This window comes from Streptomyces sp. NPDC001351 (assembly GCF_042896045.1).
Lineage (GTDB): Bacteria > Actinomycetota > Actinomycetes > Streptomycetales > Streptomycetaceae > Streptomyces.
Genome location: NZ_JBIAWS010000007.1, coordinates 443010 through 465610, shown reverse-complemented (window position 1 = coordinate 465610; position 22601 = coordinate 443010). Strand labels below are relative to the sequence as shown.

Here is a 22601-nt window from a genome sequence, read left to right as displayed (position 1 = left end):
GGCTGAGGTGGTGCTACCGCCTGCTGGTGATCAGCGGGCGTAGTACTCGACGACGAGCTGCTCGTCGCAGATCACCGGGATCTCCTTGCGGTTCGGCTCACGGTCCAGGCGGAACGCCAGGGCCTTGAGGTTCACCTGGAGGTAGCGCGGGGTCTCGCCCTCGGGGGCGAAGCCGCCCTCACGGGCGATGGAGAAGAGGGTCTTCTCGCGGCTGCGCTCACGGACCATCACGACGTCGTCGGGACGGACACGGAAGGAGGGCTTGTCGACCTTCTGGCCGTTGACCTCGATGTGGCCGTGCACGACCATCTGACGGGCCTGGTAGATGGTGCGGGCGATGCCCGAACGCAGGACCAGGGCGTCGAGACGGCGCTCGAGCTCGATGATCAGGGCCTCACCGGTCTTGCCCTGGACCTTGGAGGCACGCTCGTAGGCGCGGACGAGCTGGCGCTCGGACACGTCGTACTGCGCGCGCAGACGCTGCTTCTCGAGCAGACGGACCTTGTAGTCCGAGTTCTGCTTGCGGCCACGGCCGTGCTCACCCGGCGGGTAGGGGCGGGCCTCGAAGTACTTGACGGCCTTCGGGGTCAGCGCGATGCCGAGGGCACGCGACTTCTTGACCTTGGGGCGGGACTGGTTCGCCACAATCTCTCATTTCTCAGTGTTCGGCTTGTCAGAGTTGAGGGAGGTCGCATCCGCAGCCGGGGAAACCCGCCGGGCCCGCTGCCGGGCCTGGTGGGCAGCCGCTCCCTGGTCTGGGCACATATGTGCAGCACGCGAGTGGCCCACCGACCGGTCCCGTCGTGCGACGAGTGGTGGTGGGCTGCCCGCGACACCATTCGAACGGTGCGCGACGCTCCTGGAATCCGGTCCGGGGACCGGGCTCCGGCTGACCGTCCCGTTCTGACTGCACGGGACACAGCACTTCGAGGGATTCTACAGGTCGCTCAGGACCGCTTGCGACCGAGGTGCTGTCTGGTCCATTCGACCGCGTCCGCGTACCGGGCCTCGGCTCCGTGTCTGGTCGGGGTGTAGTACTCGCGGTCCTTGAGGGCGTCCGGGGCGTACTGCTGCTCGGCGATGCCCTCCGGCAGGTCGTGCGGATACACGTACCCCTGCGCGTGCCCGAGCTTGGCGGCGCCCTTGTAGTGCCCGTCACGCAGATGCGGGGGCACCGGGCCGGCCAGTCCCTTGCGTACGTCCTCCATGGCGGCGCCGATCGCCGTCGTCGCGGCGTTCGACTTCGGGGCCAGGGCGAGGGCGATGGTGGCGTGGCTGAGGGTGAGGGCGGCCTCGGGGAAGCCGATCATGGCGACGGCCTGGGCGGCGGCCACAGCTATCGGCAGCGCGTTCGGGTCGGCGAGGCCGATGTCCTCGCTGGCGGAGATCATCAGCCGGCGGGCGATGAAGCGGGGGTCCTCGCCGGCCTCGATCATGCGGGCCAGGTAGTGCAGAGCGGCGTCCACGTCGGAGCCGCGGATGGACTTGATGAGGGCGCTGGCGACGTCGTAGTGCTGGTCGCCGTCCCGGTCGTACTTCACCGCCGCCCGGTCGACGGTCTCCTCCAGGGTCGTCAGGGAGATCTCCGTCTCGCCCTTGTCGAGAGCGGCTCCGGCGGCCGCCTCCAGCGCGGTCAGGGCGCGGCGGGCGTCACCGCCGGCGATGCGCAGGAGGTGGTCCTCGGTGTCCTCGGGGAGGGTGACGGCGTCCTTCAGGCCGCGCTCGTCGCTCAGCGCCCGCTTGAGCAGCCCCCGGACGTCGTCGTCGGTGAGGGGTTCGAGGGTCAGGAGGAGGGAGCGGGACAGGAGCGGGGAGATCACCGAGAAGTACGGGTTCTCCGTGGTCGCCGCGATCAGGGTCACCCAGCGGTTCTCGACCGCCGGGAGGAGGGAGTCCTGCTGGGCCTTGCTGAAGCGGTGGATCTCGTCGAGGAAGAGGACGGTCTCCTTGCCGAAGCCGCCCGTGGCCCGGCGGGCGCCGTCGATGACCGCGCGGACCTCCTTGACGCCCGCGGTGATCGCCGAAAGCTCGACGAAGCGCTTGTTGGTGGCCTTGGAGACGACGTACGCCAGAGTCGTCTTGCCGGTGCCGGGCGGGCCCCACAGGATCACCGAGGACGGGCCGGCCGGCCCGCCGGCACCCTCGCCGACCAGGCGGCGCAGGGGCGAACCGGGCTTCAGCAGGTGCTGCTGGCCCACCACCTCGTCGAGGGTGCGCGGGCGCATCCGCACCGCCAGGGGACTGCCGGTCGGGTCCTTCTCCTGGCGTTCTTCTGCGGCTGCGGTGAACAGGTCTGGCTCCACGTCCGAAACCCTAAATCACCGGACTGACAATCCCCTCGGGCCCTGGGAAGCCGGAGCCTCGAAGCCCGGCACTCAGCTGGTCCAGAAGTCCCACCAGCGGGTCAGCACCAGCATGCCGATGATGCCGACGTGCAGCACGGGCAGCACCCAGGTGAACTCGCCGAAGAAGTTCTTCAGCCAGCGCGGGGCGGGCAGGAAGCTGTTGCGGATGTTGAACGAGGTCACGTACCAGAACATGGTGATCGTCGCGACCCAGGCCAGGGAGCACCACAGGCACAGCGCGTTGATGCGGTACAGCGACTGGAACTGCAGCCAGGTGCAGAAGCCGACACCGAAGAGCGTGCCGAAGTTGAAGGTCAGCCAGTACCAGCGCGGGAAGCGGGCGCGGGCCAGCAGGCTCATGCCGACGCAGATGACGATGCCGTAGCAGACCAGGCCCAGCATCGGGTTGGGGAAGCCGAAGGCGGCGGCCTGCTTGGACTCCATCACGCTGCCGCAGGAGACGACCGGGTTGAGGCTGCAGCCCGGGGTGAACGTCTTGCCCTCGACCTTGGCCTCGAGCAGCTTGAACTTGTCGATCGTGATGACCCACGCGGCGAGCAGACCGGCCGCGCCCGTGATGATCAGCAGCAGGGCGAAGGCCCGGCTGCCGCCCACGGTGCGTGATCCCCCGGGGTTGTGGTCCCCGGCGGGTTCGGGCTCGGTGGAGACGTCTTTGACTGTGGTCTTGCTCATCACGCCGATTCCGTCTGCTTGAGAGTTGGACCTTCTTCGGGCAGGGGGCCATTGTGCCGCACCAATGCCACTGTCCACCGTTCGGTGGACATAAGGAAGTACGCACGGTCGTCCCGGAGCGTTCGGTTCCGGCCGAGGCTGAACGGCATGACAGCACACGGAGACGAACTCGCGGTGGACGTACGGGGGCTGCGCAAGCAGTACGGGGACGTGACCGCCGTGGACGGCATCGATCTGGGCATTCGGCGTGGCGAGGTGTTCGGCCTGCTGGGGCCCAATGGTGCGGGCAAGAGCACCACGGTGGAGATCCTCCAGGGCAACCGCGGCCGGGACGCGGGCGAGGTATCGGTGCTCGGCTCGGACCCGGCGACCGGCACGCGCGCGTGGCGCTCTCGTGTCGGAATCGTCTGGCAGGACGAATCGGCGCCCGCCGAGTTGACGGTCCGCGAGACCGTACGGCACTTCGCCCGCTACTACCCGCGGCCGCGCGACCCGGAGGAGGTCATCGGCCTGGTGGGTCTGGAGGCCAAGGCGACCAGCCGGATCAAGGCGCTCTCCGGAGGGCAGCGCCGGCGCCTCGACGTCGCCCTGGGGGTGATCGGCGACCCCGAGCTGCTGCTCCTGGACGAGCCGACGACCGGTTTCGACCCGGCGGCCCGGCGCCAGTTCTGGGACCTGATCCGGCTGCTGTCCGACGAGGGCACGACGATCCTGCTGACCACCCACTACCTGGAGGAGGCGGAGGCGCTCGCCGACCGGCTCGCCGTCGTCGCCAAGGGGCAGGTCGTCGCCGAGGGCGAGCCCGCCGCTCTGCGGGAGAGGTACGGCACGGAGGCCACCGTCGAGTGGACCGAGCCGGACGGTGTCATCCGCACCGAGCGCACCGACACCCCGACCAGGACGGTCGCCGAGCTCATGCGCCGCTTCGACGGCGAGATCCCGGGCCTGAAGGTGGCCCGCCCCACCCTGGAGGACGTCTATCTCCGGCTGACCGGGCAGGAGGACGCACGATGACGACGACCGCCGTACGGACCAGGGCCGAGGTGCCCGCTCAGCGGCTGCCGGGAGCCTGGGGGCTGGGCCTGCGCCGTGGCACGCTGGAGATCAAGCAGTTCTTCCGGCAGCGCGACCAGGTGGTGTTCACGTTCGCGTTCCCGGTCGTGTTCCTTTTCCTGTTCGCGTCGATCTTCCACGACGACGTCCACGGCTCCGGCGTCACGGCCTCCCAGCTGTACGTTCCCGCGATGATGGCCTCCGGCATCATGTCGACCAGCTTCCAGTCGCTGGGCATCTCGATCGCGGTCGAACGGGACGAGAAGGTGCTGCGCCGGCTGCGCGGCACACCGATGCCTCCATCGGCGTACTTCCTGGGCAAGATCTGGCTGGTTCTGTTCACCGGTGTCGTGGAGACGGCGATCCTCCTCCTCGTCGGCACCACCCTGTACGGCGTCGACCTGCCCTCTGACGCGTCCCGGTGGTTCGACTTCGCCTGGATCTTCGTACTGGGGCTGACCGGGTGCGCGCTGCTCGGCATCGCGATCAGTTCGGTGCCCAAGTCGGCGAAGAGCGCGAGCTCCGTGGTCGTACTCCCCTTCCTGGTCCTGCAGTTCATCTCCGGGGTGTACATCTCCATCAACACCATCCCGGACTGGATGCTGAACATCGGTGCCCTGTTCCCGCTGAAGTGGCTGTGCCAGGGTCTTCGGGGCGTGTTCCTGCCGGATTCCGCGCGGGTCCTGGAGCAGGCCGGGAGCTGGGAGTTCGGGAAGGTCGCGCTGGTGCTGGCCGCCTGGTGCGTCGGAGGATTGCTGCTGTGTCTGCTGACCTTCCGCTGGAAGACCCGGCGCGACGGATGAACCGTCCGGGTGCGGCCCATGAGGAGCACGCCTGGGACCGGACGATCCGGCTCTGGGACGTGTACTTCGCGGTCGCCTGGGCGGCCACCCTCGCCTTCGTGCTCAACGCGGCCCACCCGGACTCGCCGGTCCGGGTGGCCGCGGCGGCCCTGCTGGTCCCGCTCGTGCCCTGGTACGTGGCGGTGGGGCGCCCGCTGCTCCAGGAGGACCCGCCGGAGCAGGGCCGGGCACTGCGCTACCTCGCCGGGGCCATGGCGCTGTTCCTGCCGTCGGCCGTGCTGGTGGGCGAGACGCGGCTGATGGCGTTCGCGCTGATCCCGCAGTGCTTCATGACGCTGCACACGCGGTGGTCCCTGGTGGCCGTCACCGTGATCAACCTGGTGCCGGTCGCGGGCTGGGCACTGCTGTGGCAGCCCAGCGAGGAGGACCTGTTCGGCAACTTCCTCTTCTCCGTGGTCACTCTCGTCTTCTCCGTGGTGATCGGCAGCTGGACCATCCGCATCATCGAACAGAGCATGGAACGGGCCAAGATGATCGCCGAACTCGACGCCAGCCGCCACGAGATCTCCCGCCTCTCGGCCGCGCACGGCGCCCTGGCCGAGCGGGAGCGCATGGCCCGCGAGATCCACGACACCCTCGCGCAGGGCTTCACCAGCCTGCTGATGCTGATCCAGGCGGTGGAGGCCGAACTCGACCACGACGTCCCGCAGGCCCGCCGCCATCTGGCGCTGATGGACGAGACGGCCCGGCAGAATCTGGCCGAGGCCCGCGCCCTCGTCGCCGGCGCCGCGCCCGCCGACCTCGACGGCAGTTCCCTGCCGGACGCCCTGCGCCGACTGGCCGCCCGGCACGAGGCGACGCTGGACGTGACCGGCCCCGTGCGCCCGCTGCCCGCCGGTGCCGAGGTGGTGGCCCTGCGCTCCTGCCAGGAGGCCCTGGCCAACGCCCGTAAGCATGCGGGGACTTCGGCAGCGGTGGGCATCGCACTCGCGTACTCCGACGACACGCTGACCGTGTCCGTACGGGACGACGGCCGCGGCTTCGACCCCGGCGCCCCCTGCGACGGCTACGGTCTGGCGGGGCTGCGCGCCCGGGCAGGCGAGGTCGGCGGAACGGCGCAGATCCGCAGCGCACCGGGCGACGGCACGACGGTGACGGTCCGTCTGCCCGTATCACTGCCCGTCGTACCGGGGAGGAGCTCATCGTGATCCGGATCGTCCTGGCCGACGACCACCCCGTCGTACGGGAGGGCCTGCGGGCGATGCTCAGCGCCGAGCCGGACCTGGAGGTCGTCGCGGACGCGGCGAGTGGCCCGCAGGCGGAGGCGCTCGCGGCCGAACTGCGGCCCGACATCGTGCTGATGGATCTGCGGATGCCGGGCGGCGGGGGCGTGGACTCGATCGTGCGGATGGGCGAGGCGGGACTGCCGTGCCGGGTGATCGTCCTGACGACGTACGAGACGGACCGGGACATCCTGCGGGCGGTGGAGGCCGGCGCGGCGGGCTATCTGCTCAAGGACATGCCGCGGGCGGAACTGGCGGAAGCGGTACGCGCGGCTGCGCGCGGCGAGACGGTGCTGGCGCCCTCGGTTGCGGCCCGGCTGGTCGACCAGCTGCGCACCAGGCCGGAGCGGCCGCGGTTGTCCGAGCGGGAGGCGGCGGTGCTGCGGCTGGTGGCGGAGGGGTGTACGAACGCGGAGATCGGGAGGCGGTTGTTCATCGGCGAGTCGACCGTGAAGACCCACCTTCTGCGGGCCTTCGGCAAGCTGGGGGTGGACGACCGGACTGCGGCGGTGACGAGCGCGATGCGGTTCGGGTTGCTCGACTGAACTTTCTCGCCCCCGCCGCCCCTTCCCGTCCCGAGGGCCAGCCCCCGGACCCCCGCTCCTCAAACGCCGGAGGGGCTGAATTTTCAGCCCCTCCGGCGTTTGAGGACGCGGCCGCTCAGCCCAGCCGGGCCTCCAGCTCTGCCACGATCTCGTTCACCCCGACCGCCGTCTGCTCGCCGGACTCCATGTCCTTGAGCTGCACGACCCCCTCGGCGAGGTCACGCTCCCCGGCGACGATCGTGTAGCGCGCACCACTGCGGTTGGCGTTCTTCATCGCACCCTTGAGCCCCTTGGCCCCGTACGAGAAGTCCGTGGCGATGCCCAGCTTCCGCAACTCGGTGACCTTGGCGAACAGCACGCGACGCGCCTCCTCGCCGAGCGGCACCGCGAACACACTGGTAGTGGAGGGGAGTTCGAGCTCGATCCCCTCCGCCTCCAGGGCGAGAACCGTGCGGTCGACGCCCAACGCCCAGCCGACGGACGGAAGCGCCGGGCCGCCGATCATCTCCGACAGGCCGTCGTACCTGCCGCCGCCACCCACCGCGGACTGGGAGCCCAGACCGTCGTGGACGAACTCGAAGGTCGTACGGGTGTAGTAGTCCAGGCCTCGGACCAGCTTCGGATCGTCCTCGAAGGAGACGCCCGCCGCGGTGATCAGCTCGCGGACCTCCTCGTGGTACGCCTTGCAGGCGTCGCAGAGGTAGTCGCGGAGCAGCGGGGCGTCGCCCAGCTGCTTCTGGACCGACTCACGCTTGTCGTCCAGGACGCGCAGCGGGTTGATCTCGGCGCGGCGAAGGGTGTCCTCGTCCAGGTCCAGGCCGCGCAGGAAGTCCTGCAGCGCGGCCCGGTAGACGGGGCGGCACTCCTTGTCGCCCAGGCTGTTGAGCAGGATCCGGAAGTTGCTCAGCCCGAGCGAGCGGTACGCCTGGTCCGCCAGGATGATCAGCTCGGCGTCGAGCGCCGGGTCCTCCGCGCCGATCGCCTCGGCGCCGACCTGGGAGAAGTGCCTGTAGCGGCCCTTCTGGGGGCGCTCGTAGCGGTAGTAGGAGCCCGAGTACCAGAGCTTGACGGGCAGGTTGCCCAGCTTGTGCAGGTTGGCCTCCAGCGCCGCGCGCAGCACGGACGCCGTGCCCTCGGGGCGCAGGGCGAGCCTGTCGCCGCCCTTGGTCTCGAAGGCGTACATCTCCTTGGTCACGATGTCGGTGGACTCGCCGACACCGCGCGCGAAGAGCTCCACGCTCTCGAAACCGGGGGTCTCGATGTAGCCGTAACCGGAGTTGCGCAGCGGCGCGGCGATCGCCTCGCGGACCGCCAGGAACTTGGCACTGTCCGGCGGGATCAGGTCGTACGTGCCCTTGGGGGCCTTGAAGGTGCTCACGGAAAGTCTCGTCACATTCCTCGTCGGGGAGCGTCCACGCTCCCGAGGCCGGCGGCCACCTGCCGCAGATACGGGTTGGTGGCGCGCTCCTGGCCGATGGTCGTCTGGGGGCCGTGGCCGGACAGCACCACGGTCGAGTCCTCGAGCGGCAGGCACACACGGGCCAGCGAGTCGAGCATCTCGGCCATGTCACCGCCGGGCAGGTCGGTGCGTCCGATGGAGCCGGCGAAGAGCAGATCCCCGGAGAAGAACACGGAGGGGATCTCCGTGGTCTCGGGCATCTGGAAAGTCACCGACCCCTTGGTATGGCCGGGCGCGTGCGCGACGGAGAACTCCAGACCCGCGAGCGCCAGCTTCGCGCCGTCGGTCAGTTCCTTGACGTCGTCGGGCTCCCCCACCGTCAGCTCGCCCATCAGCGGCATGCCGATGGAGCGGCCGAGGGCCTTCTCGGGGTCCGCCATCATGTAACGGTCCTCGGGGTGGATCCAGGCCGGTACGTCGTGCGCGCCGCACACCGGGACGACCGAGGCCACATGGTCGATGTGGCCATGAGTGAGGACGACCGCGACGGGCTTGAGCCGATGCTTCTTCAGCGCTTCCTCGACTCCTTGGGCGGCCTGATGGCCCGGGTCGATGATCACGCACTCCTCACCGGCGGCGGGGGCGACGAGATAACAGTTCGTCCCCCAGGCCCCGGCGGGGAACCCGGCAATGAGCACGATCGTCCTTCGTTGTGTCGATACGGGCGGCTGCTGCTGACCTCAGAGCCTACCGGCGCTGCCGATTCCTCAGCGAACCCATATACGGTACGGGGCACACGCAGGCGGTCGGCTCACGAGACACACGCGTACCGGTCCACGTACGAGACGCATGAGGAGAGAACCCGGTGGTCACCCAGGAACAGCGCAAGCGTCAGCTCGCCCGCGAGAAGTTCTTGCGCCAGCAGCAGCGCCGTACGGCCGCGCGGCGCAAGGCGAGGATGCGCAACTCCGTGATCGCGTCGGTGCTCGGTGTGGTCGTCATCGCCGGTGTGGCGCTCTACACGACCGGGGCCTTCAAGGGCGACAAGAGCGACGACAAGGCCAACGCGAGTTCGCAGACGTCCCCGAGCGCCGCCCCGACCAGCAAGGCACCCGACCCGTGCGCGAAGCCGGCCGAGGGCTCGGTGAAGAAGCTGAGCTGGAAGAAGGAGCCGGCGATGACCATCGACAAGTCGGCGAAGTACACGATGGATCTCGCCACGACGTGCGGTGACATAGACATCGCGCTGAAGGCGTCGGCGGCGCCGCACACCGTCAACTCGTTCAACTTCCTCGTCGGCCAGGGCTACTTGGACCACACCAAGTGCCACCGGCTGACCGACCAGGGCATCTACGTGCTGCAGTGCGGCGACCCGCAGGGAACCGGAATGGGCGGTCCCGGCTACACGATCCCGGACGAGAACCTCAAGGACAAGAGCCTCAAGGGGCAGGTGTACCCGGCGGGCACGGTCGCCATGGCCAACCAGTACAACGCGCAGACGAAGCAGGGCCGCAACAGCGGCGGCAGCCAGTTCTTCCTGGTCTACCAGGACAGTCCGCTGCCGCCCGACTACACCCCGTTCGGCACGATCTCCCCGGCGGGCATGAAGGTCCTCAAGAAGATCGCCGCCGCCGGCGCCCAGGCAGCCGACCCCACGACGGGCAACACGGCACCCAATGCGACCGTGGTGATCAACAAGGCGACGATCACCAAATCCTGACCGTCAAGTGCGAAATTTCGGTCGCGCGGGATGCGGACAGGCAACCCGCCGGTCGCCTATGTTGGCCGTGACGAAACTGTGGACGATGCCCGGGGGCACTGAGGCCCCTCGCAGGCATCATGTGGAGGAGGCGCTGTGAGCAGCGACCCGTGGGGCCGCGTCGACGAGACGGGGACCGTGTACGTGCGTACGGCCGACGGCGAGCAGGTCGTCGGTTCCTGGCAGGCCGGCTCCCCCGAGGAGGCGCTGGCCTATTTTGAGCGCAAGTACGAGGGCCTGGTTGTCGAGATCGGCCTCCTCGAGAAGCGAGTGAAGACCACCGACCTGTCCGCGAAGGACGCGCAGGCCGCCATCGACCACATCCGTGAGCAGGTCGACGCGCACCACGCGGTCGGCGACCTGGACGCGCTGCGGACGCGGCTGGACAAGCTCGTGGCGACGGTCGAGGCGCGCCGTGAGGAGCGCAAGCAGCAGCGCGCGAAGCAGTCCGACGAGGCGCGCAACGCCAAGGAGGCCCTGGTCACCGAGGCGGAACAGCTGGCGCAGTCCGACCAGTGGCGGGCGGCCGGTGAGCGGCTGCGCTCGCTGGTGGACACCTGGAAGGGGCTGCCGCGGCTCGACCGCAAGTCGGACGACGAGCTGTGGCACCGCTTCTCGCACGCCCGGTCGGCGTTCTCCAAGCGCCGCAAGGCGCACTTCGCCTCGCTGGACGCGCAGCGCGAGGAGGCCCGCAAGGCCAAGGAGCGGCTGGTCGCCGAGGCCGAGGCGCTGTCCGGCTCGACGGACTGGGGCCCCACTGCCGCGCGCTACCGGGAGCTGATGACGGAGTGGAAGGCCGCGGGGCGCGCCCAGCGCGAGCACGAGGACGACCTGTGGAACCGCTTCCGCGGCGCCCAGGACGTGTTCTTCGCCGCCCGCAGCTCGGTCTTCGCCGAGCGGGACGCCGAGCAGTCGGAGAACCTGAAGCTGAAGGAGGAACTGGCCGAGGAGGCCGAGAAGATCCTCCCGGTCACGGACCTCAAGGCGGCGCGCGCCGCGTTCCGTTCGGTCAACGAGCGCTGGGAGGCCATCGGCCACGTACCGCGGGACGCGCGCCCGAAGGTCGAGGGCCGGATGCACGCCGTGGAGCGGGCCATCCAGGAGGCCGAGGAGGCCGAGTGGCGCCGGACGAACCCGGAGGCGCGCGCGCGTGCCGAGGGTCTGACGGGTCAGCTCCAGGCCGCGGTCGACAAGCTGAAGGGCCAGATCGAGCAGGCCCGCGCCCAGGGCAACAACGCCAGGGCCGACAAGCTCGAGCGTGAGCTGGAGGGCCGCCAGGCGCTCCTGGACCAGGCGCTGAAGGGCCTGCAGGAGTTCGGCGGCTGACCGCCTGTCGCGTGCAGAAGGGGCCCGTACCGGGAGGTACGGGCCCCTTCTCGTCGTACGTCTGGTTCTACGACCTGCTGCGCGCCGACGTCACGCGGTACACGTCGTAGACGCCCTCCACGCCACGCACCGCCTTCAGGACGTGGCCGAGATGCTTCGGGTCGCCCATCTCGAAGGTGAAGCGGGAGGTGGCCACGCGGTCGCGGGAGGTCTGGACGGCCGCGGAGAGGATGTTGACGTGCTGGTCGGACAGGACACGGGTGACGTCCGAGAGGAGCCGGGAGCGGTCCAGGGCCTCGACCTGGATGGCGACCAGGAAGACCGAGGACTGGGTGGGCGCCCACTCGACCTCGAGGATGCGCTCGGGCTCGCGGGACAGTGACTCCACGTTGACGCAGTCGCTGCGGTGAACCGATACTCCGCTACCGCGTGTGACGAAGCCGATGATGGGGTCGCCGGGAACGGGCGTACAACAGCGGGCCAGCTTGACCCACACGTCCTCGACGCCCTTGACGATGACGCCCGGGTCGGCGCTGGAGCGCCGCTTGCGGCTGCGGCTGCGGGACGGCGGGACCGACTCGTCGATCTCCTCGGTGGCCGCCTCCTCGCCGCCGAGCGCGGAGACGAGCTTCTGCACGACGTTCTGCGCGGACACATGGCCCTCGCCGATCGCCGCGTACAGCGCGGAGATGTCCGGGTAGCGCATCTCGTGGGCGAGCGTGACGAGCGAGTCGCCGGTGAGGATGCGCTGGATCGGCAGGTTCTGTTTGCGCATGGCGCGGACGATGGCGTCCTTGCCCTGCTCGATCGCCTCGTCGCGGCGCTCCTTGGAGAACCACGCGCGGATCTTGTTGCGGGCGCGCGGCGACTTCACGAAGCCGAGCCAGTCGCGGGAGGGGCCCGCGCCCGCCGCCTTGGAGGTGAAGACCTCGACCAGGTCGCCGTTGTCGAGGGTCGATTCCAGCGGTACGAGGCGGCCGTTGACCCGTGCTCCTATGGTGCGGTGGCCGACCTCGGTGTGGACCGCGTACGCGAAGTCCACCGGCGTCGCCCCCGCCGGGAGCGCTATGACGTCACCCTTCGGGGTGAAGACGAAGACCTCGTTGCGCGACAGGTCGAAGCGCAGGGACTCCAGGAACTCGCCGGGGTCCTCGGTCTCCTTCTGCCAGTCGAGGAGCTGGCGCAGCCACGCCATGTCGTTGAGGTGGTCGTCCTTGCCGCCGCCCTTGGGCGCGTCCGAACGTACCTTGGAGGCGCCGGCGACTGCCTCCTGCTTGTACTTCCAGTGCGCGGCGATGCCGTACTCGGCGCGGCGGTGCATGTCGAAGGTGCGGATCTGCAGTTCGACGGGCTTGCCGTTGGGGCCGATGACCGTCGTGTGCAGCGACTGGTACATGTTGAACTTGGGCATCGCGATGTAGTCCTTGAACCGGCCGGGGACCGGGTTCCATCGCGCGTGCACGGTGCCTAGGGCGGCGTAGCAGTCGCGGACCGTGTCGACGAGGACGCGGATGCCCACCAGGTCGTAGATCTCCGCGAAGTCGCGACCGCGGACGATCATCTTCTGGTAGACGCTGTAGTAGTGCTTCGGGCGCCCGGTGACGGTGGCCTTGATCCGCGCGGCCCGCAGATCCTGCTGCACCTCGTCGGTCACTATGGCGAGGTACTCGTCCCGCTTGGGCGCCCGCTCGGCGACCAGCCGCACGATCTCGTCGTACATCTTGGGGTAGAGGATCGCGAAGGCGAGGTCCTCCAGCTCCCACTTGATGGTGTTCATGCCCAGGCGGTGGGCGAGCGGCGCGTAGATCTCGAGGGTCTCGCGCGCCTTCTTCTCCTGCTTCTCGCGCTTGAGGTAGCGCATGGTGCGCATGTTGTGCAGGCGGTCGGCGAGCTTGATGACCAGGACGCGCGGGTCCTTTGCCATGGCGACGACCATCTTGCGTACGGTCTCGGCCTGCGCGGCCTCGCCGAACTTGACCTTGTCCAGCTTGGTGACGCCGTCGACGAGCAGGGCGACCGAGTCGCCGAAGTCGCGGCGCAACTGGTCGAGGCCGTACTCGGTGTCCTCGACGGTGTCGTGCAGCAGGCCGGCCATCAGCGTGGCCGGATCCATTCCCAGCTCGGCCAGGATGGTGGTCACGGCGAGCGGATGCGTGATGTACGGGTCGCCGCTCTTGCGCTTCTGGCCGCGGTGCCAGCGCTCGGCGACCTGGTAGGCCTTCTCTATCTGCCGCAGCGTCGACGTCTCGATCTTCGGGTCGTTGCTGCGCACTATCCGCAGCAGCGGCTCCAGGACCGGGTTGTACGGGTTGGAGCGCTGGACGCCAAGGCGGGCGAGGCGGGCGCGGACGCGGTTGGAGGAGCCGGAGCGGGCGGGCTGGCCGGTGTTCGGGCGGACCGCAGGGGAGGGCGTGGGCCGCTCGGGTGGCGGGGGCTTGGGGCGCGACTCCTCGGCCGACTTGTCGACGGGCGCCGACTGGGCGTGCTCGACCGGCCCGCGGGTGTCGTTCTTCGCGTGCGGCGCGTTCGGCGCGGGCTTGGCCGCGGCTGCCGAGGCGGACTCGGGCTTGGCGGCGGTCAGGTGCTGGGCCTCGTCTGGCAAGAGGACTCCTCGTGCGCGATCCGGGTCCCCCGGTCAGGCTCCGGAGACCCTATGGTAGCGATCCTGGGCCGCAGGATCGCCTTCAGGCCAATGTGAGGGCCGTCTACGGAAGAAACACGAGGGGCTGCCGCCGGATTCCGGGGGGCTGCTTCGGGATGATCCGGGGGTGTCCTGGGGGTGGCCCGGAGCTTACCCCGGGCGTGGATCCGCAGGGGCTCGCGGATGCCTGCGCCCAAGGACCGGACCGGCGCTTGCCCCGGAGCTCGCCTTCGCGGCGCGGCCGAGGGCGCCCTCGTGACGCCCCAGCACTGCGCAGGACGGAGAGGCCGAGCGACAGCGCCCGAGCGCGGGCCGCTCGCACAGTCCGGTCCCCACGCGGAGCACAAGCCGCGCGCTCGCACGGCACTGCTTGCGTGGGGCCGGGCCGGCGCACGCACGGAAACGCAGGCCATCCGCCCGGCGTGACCTTGCGTGGAGCTGGGCCGTTCACGGGGCGCGACCTTGCACGGGCCGGTCCGGGTGCGAGGCGGTCCCCACAGTGCGGCCCTGGAAGAGCGCAAACCGGGCGCATGCCCGGGGCCGGACCACGGGCCGGTCCGGGGGCGGGGTGGAAGCGCGGGCGATGCACAACGTGGCCCCGGCGCTGCCGGAGGAAGACGGCGTCCGGGGGCGGTGATGTGCGAACGGCCGTCCCGGAAGGGTCGGGGCGGCCGTTCGTTGTGGGGTGTGTGGCGTTGGTCAGACGGTGAGCAGGGCCTCCAGCGGGGCACCGGTGAGGTTCGGCTCCAGGCGGGCGCGGCCGCCGAGGAAGCCGAGCTCCATCAGGACCGCGAGACCGGCGACCTCGGCGCCCGCGCGGCGGATCAGCTGGATCGAGGCCTCGGCGGTGCCGCCGGTGGCGAGGACGTCGTCGATGATGAGGATGCGGTCCTCGGCCGACAGGTCCTCCGCGTGCACCTCGATCTCCGCCGAGCCGTACTCCAGGTCGTACGTCTGGCCCAGGGTGGCTCCGGGGAGCTTGCCCGCCTTGCGCACGGGGATGAAGCCGAGGCCGGCGCGGACGGCGACAGGGGCGCCGAGGATGAAGCCGCGGGCCTCCAGGCCGACGACCTTGGTGGCACCCGTGTTCGCGGCGATCTCGGCGAGCGCGTCGGTGAGCGCCGTGAAGGCCGCCGGGTCCGCGAGGAGCGGGGTGATGTCCTTGAACATCACGCCCGGCTCCGGGTAGTCGGCCACGTCACGGATGCGGCTGAGCAGCAGCTCCTCAATGCCGGTCATCGGCGCTTCCCGGAGGGACGGCCACGGCCGCGATTGCGCGACGCCGGCTGGTTGCGCGGCCCGACGACCGCGTGAGCGGCGTCCTCCGGCTCGTCGTCGTAGCGTGCGTCCGCGGTCTCGGCCTCCAGCGGCCCGCCCTCCGCGGCGGCCTGGGCGCGCTTGGCGAGGACGCGCTTCTTGAGCGCCTTCATCTGCGGCTCGCGCTCCTTGAGGTCGGCGACGAGCGGCGTGGCGATGAAGATCGAGGAGTACGCACCGGCCGCGAGGCCGACGAACAGCGACAGCGAGATGTCGTTGAGCATGCCGGCGCCGAGGAAGCCGCCACCGATGAACAGCAGGCCCGCAACCGGCAGCAGCGCGACCACCGTGGTGTTGATGGACCGCATCAGGGTGCTGTTGATCGAGCGGTTGGCGATGTCGCTGAACGTCCAGCGGGTCTGCTTGGTGATGTCCTTCGTCTGCTCCTTGAGGCTGTCGAAGACGACGACCGTGTCGTAGAGCGAGTAACCGAGGATCGTGAGCAGACCGATCACCGTGCCCGGCGTGACCTCGAAGCCGACGAGGGCGTAGATGCCGGTCGTGATGGTGATGTCGTGGACCAGGGCGACGAGCGCGGCGACCGCCATCCGCCACTCGAACGCGATCGCCAGGTAGATCACCACGAGGACCATGAAGATCGCCAGGCCCTGCCAGGCCTTGCTGGCGATCTGGTCACCCCAGCTGGGGCCGACCAGGTCGGCGTTGATGTTCTCGGTGTTGACGTTCAGGTCCTTGGCGAGCTTGTCCTTGATCGCGTCGGACTTGTCGGTGTCGATGCCCGCGATCTGGATGCGCAGGCTTCCGTCGCCGAGCTTCTGGACGACCGCGTCGTGACCGGACGCGCTCTGCGCGTACCCCTCGGCCTTGGCGACCGAGGCGGTCATGTGCTTCGGGGTGGTGAACACGGCACCACCCTGGAACTCGATGCCCATGTTCAGGCCGCGCACCGCCAGGCCCAGGACGGCCGTGATGGTGATCAGGATCGAGATGCCGTACCAGATCTTGCGGTTGCCGACGAAGTCGTAGCCGACCTCACCGCGGTGCAGACGGGCGCCGAGGCTGCCGAGTTTCGACATCTCACGCCTCCTTCGGGTCGACGGGGGCGGAGGGACGACGAGTGCGGCGCAGCGGCGGCTTGGCGCCCAGTGCCTTCGGGTCGAGGCCCGACCACTTGTGGCCGCCGTAGAAGAACTTCCTGCGGGCGAGGACCGTCATCAGCGGCTTGGTGAACAGGAAGACGACGACCACGTCGAGCACGGTGGTCAGACCGAGCGTGAACGCGAAGCCCTGGACCTTGCCGACGGTGACGATGAACAGCACCGCGGCGGCGAGGAACGACACGAAGTCGGAGACCAGGATGGTGCGCCGGGCGCGCGGCCAGGCCCGCTCGACGGCGGGGCGCAGTGAGCGGCCCTCGCGGATCTCGTCCCGGATGCGTTCGAAGAACACGATGAACGAGTCCGCCGTGATGCCGATCGCGACGATCGCGCCGCAGACCGCCGGCAGGTTCAGCGCGAAGCCGATGGCCTCCCCGAGCAACGACATGAGCGCATAGGTGAGGATCGCGGAGACCAGCAGCGAGGGGATCGCGATGACCGACAGGCCGCGGTAGAAGACCAGCAGGTAGATGACGACCAGCGCGAGGCCGATGGCACCGGCGATCAGACCGGCGTGCAGCTGCTCGCCGCCGAGCGCGGCGGTCACCGTGGTGACGCTGTCCTCCTTGAAGGTCAGCGGCAGCGCGCCGTACGACAGCATGTTGGCGAGGCTCTGGGCCTCCTGCTGGCTGAAGTTGCCGGTGATCTCCGCATTGCCGCCGGTGAGCGCCTGGCTGACGGACGGGTCCGAGACCACGTTGCCGTCGAGGACGATCGCGAACTGGTTCTGCGGCTGCTGGTTCTTGGCCAGCTTGCCGGTGATGTCACCGAACTTCTTGGAGCCCTTGCCCGTGAACTCCATGGTGACGGTCCAGCCGGCGGCCGTCTGCGTGTTGAAGACGGCCTGGGCCTTCTTGACGTCGGTTCCGTCGACCTCGGCGGGGCCGAGGATGTACTTCTGCCACTGGCCCGCGGAGTTCTGGCCGCAGGCGATCGTCGGGTCGCTGGGCTTGGCGCCCTGGCCCGCGGTGGCGCGCTGCTTCTTGTTCGTGCAGTCGAGTGCGGTGTACTGCGCCTGCAGCTTGGCGGCCGCCGCGCTGCCGGACGAGCTGCTGCTCGGGGTCGGGGAGGCGGAGGTCTTGGCGCTGGAGGAGGCGGTGGCGCTCGGCGTCGCACCGGCCTTCAGGGCGCCGGTGACGGCGCGGCCCTGCGAGGTGGCGGTCGGCGAAGGAGTCGAGGAGGAGGACGGGGTCGACTTGCCCGTGGCCTTCTCGGTGGCCTTGCCCGTGGCCTTGCCCGAGGGGCTGGCGGAAGCGCTCGGCGACGGGCTGGTCGCGGGGCCGCCGGAGACCTCGGTGGTGAGCACCGGGCGGAAGTACAGCTTGGCGGTGGTGCCGACCTGCTGCCGCGCTTCCTTGGAGTTCGTGCCCTTGGGGATGTTGACGATGATGTTCTTGTTGCCCTGGGTCTGAACCTCGGCCTCCGTGACACCAAGACCATTGACGCGGTTGTTCATGATCTCAACCGCGGTGTCCATGTTGGTCTTGTTGATCGCGGACTCCTGGCCCGGCTCTGCGACCGCCCGGAGCGTGATGCTCGTACCACCGGCCAGGTCGATACCGAGACGCGGAGTGGTGTTTCCGGAGGCGAACATTCCTCCGGTGAGCGCCACGATGGCGATCAGGATGAGGGCCAGCGAGCGCCCCGGCTTGCTCTGGGCGCTCGCGCTCCGGCCCTTTTTAGGTGCTGCCACCTTCTCGTACTCCCTCTCGGGCCGCTCCGCGCCGGGTCAGCGCGGGGTCGGCCATGACTGGTGTCGGGATCCCCGTGTGCGAGATGCGCACGTCCCGGGCGCGCGAGGTCGGCCGCGCGCCCGGGAGGTGACTACTTCGCCTCGGAGTCGCCGTCGGTCTTCTTCGGCTCTTCGTCCGACTTCTTCGGCTCTTCGTCCGACGTGGCCTCGGCGGCCGGGGTGTCGTCGGCCGGCTCCTCGGGCGCGTCCTTCTTGTCGAGGTCGACGGACTTGTCGTCGGAGGCGGCGGCAGCTTCGTCGGCGGAGTCGTCGGTCTCGGTGAGGGAGGAGGCGTCGTCCGGGACCAGGTCGGAGTCGGACTTCAGGTCGTGCTCGATGCCGTGCACGATGCGGTTGTACTCGTCGTCGCTGAGCACGGAACCGATGGCGTTCTTCGCGAAGAGGAGCTCGACGCCCGGGCCGGCGTCGAGGAGGACCGTGTCCTCGTTGACCTCCTTGACCGTCGCGTACATGCCCCCGATCGTGCGGACGCCGCTGCCGGGCTGCATCTCATTGCGCATCGTCGCGGCCTGCTGCTGCTTGCGCTTGGCCGAGCGGGTCATGAGGAACATGGCCCCGATGAGCACGATGAACGGGAGGAGCATGGTGATATTCACGGGACGGAATTTCCTTCGCACGACCGCGATGGAGAGCGGCCTCATGGATGGGGGTATGTATACCGCCGACAAAGGCGGCATCGGCGGAGTCTAAGCGAGTCCGCGCGCAAGGAACAACGCTCAGCATGGCACCTGGGTTCCTGGCCCGGCCAATGCCCGCGCCGTCACAAAGGCATCACGTCCCGAACAGGTCCTGTTGTCCGTTTCCCGCAGACGCCGAGCGGGGCGGGGTGAGGCCCAGATGCGCCCATGCGGCAGGCGTGGCGATCCGGCCGCGGGGGGTACGCGCGAGCAGTCCCTCCCGCACGAGGAAGGGCTCGGCGACCTCTTCGACGGTCTCGCGCTCCTCCCCCACGGCGACGGCGAGGGTGGACAGTCCGACGGGCCCGCCGCCGAAAAGCTTGAGCAAAGCCTCCAGCACACCGCGGTCGAGCCGGTCGAGGCCGCGGGCGTCGACCTCGTACACCGCGAGGGCCGCCCCCGCGATCTCCCGCGTGATGATTCCGTCGGCCTTGACCTGGGCGTAGTCGCGCACCCGGCGCAGCAGCCGGTTGGCGATGCGGGGCGTGCCGCGGGAACGGCCGGCGATCTCGGCGGCGCCGTCGGCCTGGATCTCGACGTCGAGCAGGTTCGCCGAGCGGTGGATGACGCGCTCCAGCTCGGCCGGCTCGTAGAACTCCATGTGCGCGGTGAAGCCGAAGCGGTCGCGCAGCGGGGGCGGCAGCAGGCCCGCGCGCGTGGTGGCGCCGACCAGCGTGAACGGGGGCAGTTCGAGCGGGATGGCGGTGGCGCCGGGGCCCTTGCCGACGATGACGTCGACCCGGAAGTCCTCCATCGCCATGTAGAGCATCTCCTCGGCGGGCCGGGACATGCGGTGGATCTCGTCGAGGAAGAGGACCTCGCCCTCCTGGAGGGAGGAGAGGATCGCGGCGAGATCGCCGGCGTGCTGGATGGCGGGGCCGGAGGTGATGCGGATGGGGGCGCCCATCTCGGCCGCGATGATCATCGAGAGGGTGGTCTTGCCGAGGCCCGGGGCGCCGGAGAGCAGCACGTGGTCGGCCGTGGCGCCACGCGCGCGTGCGGCGCGCAGGACCAGGTCGAGCTGCTCGCGGACCTTCTCCTGGCCGATGAACTCGTCCAGGTCCTTGGGGCGCAGGGCGGCCTCGACGGCCTGGTCCTCACGGTCGGCGACAGAGCCCACCAGCCGCTCGGGTCCGGGGGCGTCGGTCGGGTCGTCCCAGTTCACTGAGATCTCTCCTCACTGGGGTGGCGCAGGTGGGTCAGCGGGCGCGGTTGAGGGTCTGCAGGGCCGCCTTCAGCAGCTGACCGACCTGGGGCGTGCCCCCGGCCGCCTCGGCCTGCGGTGCCACGGCGGACACTGCCTCGTCGGCCTCGCGGGTGGCGTACCCGAGGCCGATCAGCGCTGCGTGCAGCTGGTCGCGCCAGCCGGAGGTGACCGCCGTACCGACGGCTGGGGCGCCGATCGGCTCGCCGAGCCGGTCCTTGAGCTCCAGCAGCAGCTTCTGGGCGCCCTTCTTGCCGATGCCGGGGACGGCGATGAGAGCCTTCTCGTCGCTTGTGGACACCGCCCGGCGCAGGGCGTCCGGGGTGTGCACGGCCAGCATCGCCTGCGCCAGCCGCGGGCCGACGCCGCTCGCGGTCTGCAGCAGCTCGAACACCTGGCGCTCGTCGTCGTCCACGAAGCCGTAGAGCGTCAGCGAGTCCTCCCGTACGACGAGGGAGGTGGCGAGCTTGGCCGGCTGGCCGAGACGGAGCGTGGAGAGCGTGTTCGGGGTGCACTGCACGGCCATGCCGACACCGCCGACCTCGACCACGGCGGCGTCGGGGGCGAGTGCGGCGACCGTGCCGCTCACGAAGGCGATCATGCCGTACGGCCTTTCGTTGCGTTGGCTGCGTGCAGGGCGACCGCCTGCTGGAGCCGGTTCTGGGCGGGTGCGCGCCAGATGTGGCAGATGGCGAGCGCGAGGGCGTCGGCCGCGTCGGCCGGTTTCGGGGGTGCGTCGAGCCGGAGCAGACGGGTCACCATGGCGCCGACCTGGGCCTTCTCGGCGCGGCCGCTGCCGGTGACGGCGGCCTTGACCTCGCTGGGGGTGTGCAGGGCGACGGGGAGACCGCGGCGCGCGGCGCACAGCATGGCGACGGCGCTGGCCTGGGCGGTGCCCATCACGGTCCGTACGTTGTGCTGGCTGAACACGCGTTCCACGGCGACGACTTCGGGCCGGTGCTCGTCCAGCCACTGCTCGATGCCCTGCTCGATGGCGACGAGGCGCTGCCCCAACTCGGCGTCCACGGGCGTCCGTACGACACCGACGCCCACCATGGTGAGCGGCCGGCCCGCGACCCCCTCGACCACGCCGACACCGCATCGCGTGAGCCCAGGGTCCACCCCCAACACCCGCACGCGCCCCTCCCCTCAGTGATCTTTGACTTCACGCCAGGCTAGCCGCTGCCACCGACAACGGCGGCGGGCCGGTGGGACGTGTTGTCCCACCGGCCCGCCGAAACCGCTTCGTTCGCGGCAGCGTTACGCGTCGACCTTCTCCATGACCTCGTCGCTGACGTCGAAGTTGGCGAAGACGTTCTGCACGTCGTCGCTGTCCTCGAGCGCGTCGATCAGCTTGAAGATCTTCTTGGCGCCCTCCTCGTCCAGTTCGACCTGGACGGACGGCACGAAGCTGGAGTCGGCGGAGTCGTAGTCGATCCCGGCGTCCTGGAGGGCGGTGCGGACCGCGACCAGGTCGGTGGCCTCGCTGATGACCTCGAAGGACTCACCGAGGTCGTTGACCTCCTCGGCACCCGCGTCCAGGACGGCACCCAGGACGTCGTCCTCGGTCAGCTCGCCCTTGGGGACGATGATGACGCCCTTGCGGCTGAACATGTACGACACGGAGCCCGGGTCGGCCATGTTGCCGCCGTTGCGGGTCATGGCGACGCGGACATCGGAGGCGGCGCGGTTGCGGTTGTCGGTGAGGCACTCGATGAGCACCGCGACGCCGTTCGGGCCGTAGCCCTCGTACATGATCGTCTCGTAGTCGGCGCCACCGGCCTCGAGACCACCGCCGCGCTTGATCGCGGAGTCGATGTTCTTGTTCGGCACCGACTGCTTCTTGGCCTTCTGGACGGCGTCGTAGAGCGTCGGGTTGCCGTCGAGGTCGACGCCGCCCATGCGCGCCGCGACCTCGATGTTCTTGATCAGCTTCGCGAAGAGCTTGCCGCGCTTGGCGTCGATCACGGCCTTCTTGTGCTTCGTCGTGGCCCATTTAGAGTGGCCGGACATCTGCCTGTCTCCTTCGCGTAACCCATCTATGAACGAACGCCAGAGATCCTACAAGGACTCCGGTGTTACTCCGCTGTCCGGTTCGCGCGCACCATGTCGACGAACAGGGAGTGCACGCGGTGGTCGCCGGTCAGTTCCGGATGGAACGACGTGGCCAGCGCGTTGCCCTGGCGGACCGCGACGATGTGGCCGTCGTGCTCGGCGAGCACCTCGGTCTCGGCGCCGACGGACTCCACCCAGGGGGCGCGGATGAAGACGCCCTCTACAGGATCGCCCTCGACGCCCCGGACGTCGACCGCCGCTTCGAAGGACTCGTTCTGCCGTCCGAAGGCGTTGCGGCGCACGATCATGTCGATGCCGCCGATGGTCTCCTGGCCCGAGCGCGGGTCGAGGATCTTGTCGGCGAGCATGATCATGCCCGCGCAGGTGCCGTAGACGGGCATTCCGTCACGCACGCGCGCGCGTAGGGGCTCCATCACGCCGAAGAGTACGGCCAGCTTGGAGATGGTGGTGGACTCGCCGCCGGGGATGACGAGGCCGTCCACCTCGGCGAGTTCCTCGGGGCGCCTGACCGGCCTGGCCACGGCGTCTGCCGCGGCCAGGGCGATGAGGTGCTCCCGTACGTCGCCCTGGAGGGCCAGGACGCCTATGACGGGGGTGTTCATGTGATCC

The 22601-nt window shown here is 69.7% G+C and carries 21 protein-coding genes; 6 read left to right on the top strand and 15 right to left on the bottom strand.

Features of this window, described 5'->3' with window-relative positions:
- Positions 1–30: 30 nt before the first annotated feature.
- From rpsD to ACFY1U_RS27430, 3 genes are all read right to left on the bottom strand, one after another.
- The gene (gene rpsD, locus ACFY1U_RS27440; protein ID WP_015661793.1) at positions 31–645 is read right to left on the bottom strand and encodes a 30S ribosomal protein S4; all 615 of its coding nucleotides are present in this window, start codon (positions 643–645) and stop codon (positions 31–33) included.
- Between the two features lie 302 nt (positions 646–947).
- Positions 948–2303, bottom strand: a complete 1356-nt coding sequence (locus ACFY1U_RS27435) for a replication-associated recombination protein A (protein ID WP_115913638.1) — start codon at positions 2301–2303, stop codon at positions 948–950.
- A gap of 72 nt (positions 2304–2375) precedes the next feature.
- Positions 2376–3038 carry a vitamin K epoxide reductase family protein gene (locus ACFY1U_RS27430; protein ID WP_390696768.1) on the bottom strand — a complete coding sequence of 221 codons (663 nt, stop codon included), beginning with the start codon at positions 3036–3038 and terminating at the stop codon, positions 2376–2378.
- Positions 3039–3185: 147 nt separating this feature from the next.
- Between ACFY1U_RS27430 and ACFY1U_RS27425 the strand changes: the two genes are divergently transcribed.
- From ACFY1U_RS27425 to ACFY1U_RS27410, 4 genes are read left to right on the top strand one after another with little or no spacing between them, the layout of a single operon-like run.
- Positions 3186–4052, top strand: coding sequence for an ABC transporter ATP-binding protein (locus tag ACFY1U_RS27425; protein ID WP_390696767.1), 867 nt, complete (start codon positions 3186–3188; stop codon positions 4050–4052).
- Complete coding sequence (locus ACFY1U_RS27420) at positions 4049–4894, top strand: ABC transporter permease (protein WP_390696766.1); 846 nt, start codon at positions 4049–4051, stop codon at positions 4892–4894. Before ACFY1U_RS27425 ends, ACFY1U_RS27420 begins: the two co-directional genes overlap by 4 nt.
- Positions 4891–6102: a sensor histidine kinase gene (locus ACFY1U_RS27415; RefSeq protein ID WP_390696871.1), complete on the top strand. Its 1212-nt coding sequence runs from the start codon at positions 4891–4893 to the stop codon at positions 6100–6102. Before ACFY1U_RS27420 ends, ACFY1U_RS27415 begins: the two co-directional genes overlap by 4 nt.
- The gene (locus ACFY1U_RS27410) at positions 6099–6722 is read left to right on the top strand and encodes a response regulator (RefSeq protein ID WP_390696765.1); all 624 of its coding nucleotides are present in this window, start codon (positions 6099–6101) and stop codon (positions 6720–6722) included. Before ACFY1U_RS27415 ends, ACFY1U_RS27410 begins: the two co-directional genes overlap by 4 nt.
- 115 nt (positions 6723–6837) lie before the next feature.
- Here ACFY1U_RS27410 and hisS read toward each other — a convergent pair whose 3' ends face one another.
- Both hisS and ACFY1U_RS27400 read right to left on the bottom strand, forming a co-directional pair.
- A complete protein-coding gene (gene hisS / locus ACFY1U_RS27405) occupies positions 6838–8100 on the bottom strand; it encodes a histidine--tRNA ligase (RefSeq protein WP_390696764.1) in 1263 nt (420 codons plus the stop codon).
- A gap of 11 nt (positions 8101–8111) precedes the next feature.
- Positions 8112–8819, bottom strand: coding sequence for an MBL fold metallo-hydrolase (locus ACFY1U_RS27400; RefSeq protein ID WP_390696763.1), 708 nt, complete (start codon positions 8817–8819; stop codon positions 8112–8114).
- Between the two features lie 167 nt (positions 8820–8986).
- On the opposite strand from ACFY1U_RS27400, the gene ACFY1U_RS27395 reads away from it, so the two are divergent.
- On the top strand, positions 8987–9841 hold the full coding sequence (locus ACFY1U_RS27395) for a peptidylprolyl isomerase (RefSeq protein WP_390696762.1): 855 nt from the start codon (positions 8987–8989) through the stop codon (positions 9839–9841).
- 135 nt (positions 9842–9976) lie between these two features.
- Positions 9977–11206, top strand: coding sequence for a DUF349 domain-containing protein (locus ACFY1U_RS27390; protein WP_390696761.1), 1230 nt, complete (start codon positions 9977–9979; stop codon positions 11204–11206).
- A gap of 67 nt (positions 11207–11273) precedes the next feature.
- Here ACFY1U_RS27390 and relA read toward each other — a convergent pair whose 3' ends face one another.
- The 10 genes from relA to pdxT all read right to left on the bottom strand — a co-directional run bounded on the left by relA (position 11274) and on the right by pdxT (position 22594).
- Complete coding sequence (relA, locus tag ACFY1U_RS27385; RefSeq protein WP_115909332.1) at positions 11274–13808, bottom strand: GTP pyrophosphokinase; 2535 nt, start codon at positions 13806–13808, stop codon at positions 11274–11276.
- A 738-nt stretch (positions 13809–14546) separates the two neighbouring features.
- The gene (locus ACFY1U_RS27380) at positions 14547–15086 is read right to left on the bottom strand and encodes an adenine phosphoribosyltransferase (RefSeq protein ID WP_390696760.1); all 540 of its coding nucleotides are present in this window, start codon (positions 15084–15086) and stop codon (positions 14547–14549) included.
- Positions 15083–16201 carry a protein translocase subunit SecF gene (gene secF / locus ACFY1U_RS27375; RefSeq protein ID WP_390696759.1) on the bottom strand — a complete coding sequence of 373 codons (1119 nt, stop codon included), beginning with the start codon at positions 16199–16201 and terminating at the stop codon, positions 15083–15085. Before secF ends, ACFY1U_RS27380 begins: the two co-directional genes overlap by 4 nt.
- Before the next feature lies 1 nt (position 16202).
- Positions 16203–17975, bottom strand: coding sequence for a protein translocase subunit SecD (gene secD / locus ACFY1U_RS27370; protein WP_390696758.1), 1773 nt, complete (start codon positions 17973–17975; stop codon positions 16203–16205).
- A 131-nt stretch (positions 17976–18106) separates the two neighbouring features.
- Entirely contained in the window at positions 18107–18619 is a 513-nt protein-coding gene (yajC, locus tag ACFY1U_RS27365; RefSeq protein ID WP_390696870.1) for a preprotein translocase subunit YajC, read from the bottom strand.
- A 187-nt stretch (positions 18620–18806) separates the two neighbouring features.
- Positions 18807–19877: a Holliday junction branch migration DNA helicase RuvB gene (gene ruvB / locus ACFY1U_RS27360; protein WP_390696757.1), complete on the bottom strand. Its 1071-nt coding sequence runs from the start codon at positions 19875–19877 to the stop codon at positions 18807–18809.
- Positions 19878–19911: 34 nt separating this feature from the next.
- Entirely contained in the window at positions 19912–20517 is a 606-nt protein-coding gene (ruvA, locus tag ACFY1U_RS27355) for a Holliday junction branch migration protein RuvA (protein ID WP_115909326.1), read from the bottom strand.
- On the bottom strand, positions 20514–21053 hold the full coding sequence (gene ruvC / locus ACFY1U_RS27350) for a crossover junction endodeoxyribonuclease RuvC (RefSeq protein WP_099927474.1): 540 nt from the start codon (positions 21051–21053) through the stop codon (positions 20514–20516). Before ruvC ends, ruvA begins: the two co-directional genes overlap by 4 nt.
- Positions 21054–21176: 123 nt before the next feature.
- On the bottom strand, positions 21177–21929 hold the full coding sequence (locus tag ACFY1U_RS27345; RefSeq protein ID WP_390696756.1) for a YebC/PmpR family DNA-binding transcriptional regulator: 753 nt from the start codon (positions 21927–21929) through the stop codon (positions 21177–21179).
- A gap of 65 nt (positions 21930–21994) precedes the next feature.
- Positions 21995–22594, bottom strand: coding sequence for a pyridoxal 5'-phosphate synthase glutaminase subunit PdxT (gene pdxT / locus ACFY1U_RS27340; RefSeq protein ID WP_344405748.1), 600 nt, complete (start codon positions 22592–22594; stop codon positions 21995–21997).
- Positions 22595–22601 lie beyond the last annotated feature (7 nt).

Coding starts and splice junctions, on each gene's coding strand:
- ACFY1U_RS27430 (WP_390696768.1), bottom strand. CDS start 3,038: ATGAGCAAGACCACAGTCAAAGACGTCTCCACCGAGCCCGAACCCGCC.
- ACFY1U_RS27420 (WP_390696766.1), top strand. CDS start 4,049: ATGACGACGACCGCCGTACGGACCAGGGCCGAGGTGCCCGCTCAGCGG.
- ACFY1U_RS27345 (WP_390696756.1), bottom strand. CDS start 21,929: ATGTCCGGCCACTCTAAATGGGCCACGACGAAGCACAAGAAGGCCGTG.
- ruvA (WP_115909326.1), bottom strand. CDS start 20,517: ATGATCGCCTTCGTGAGCGGCACGGTCGCCGCACTCGCCCCCGACGCC.
- ACFY1U_RS27425 (WP_390696767.1), top strand. CDS start 3,186: ATGACAGCACACGGAGACGAACTCGCGGTGGACGTACGGGGGCTGCGC.
- ACFY1U_RS27380 (WP_390696760.1), bottom strand. CDS start 15,086: ATGACCGGCATTGAGGAGCTGCTGCTCAGCCGCATCCGTGACGTGGCC.
- ACFY1U_RS27415 (WP_390696871.1), top strand. CDS start 4,891: ATGAACCGTCCGGGTGCGGCCCATGAGGAGCACGCCTGGGACCGGACG.
- secF (WP_390696759.1), bottom strand. CDS start 16,201: ATGTCGAAACTCGGCAGCCTCGGCGCCCGTCTGCACCGCGGTGAGGTC.
- pdxT (WP_344405748.1), bottom strand. CDS start 22,594: ATGAACACCCCCGTCATAGGCGTCCTGGCCCTCCAGGGCGACGTACGG.
- yajC (WP_390696870.1), bottom strand. CDS start 18,619: ATGCTCCTCCCGTTCATCGTGCTCATCGGGGCCATGTTCCTCATGACC.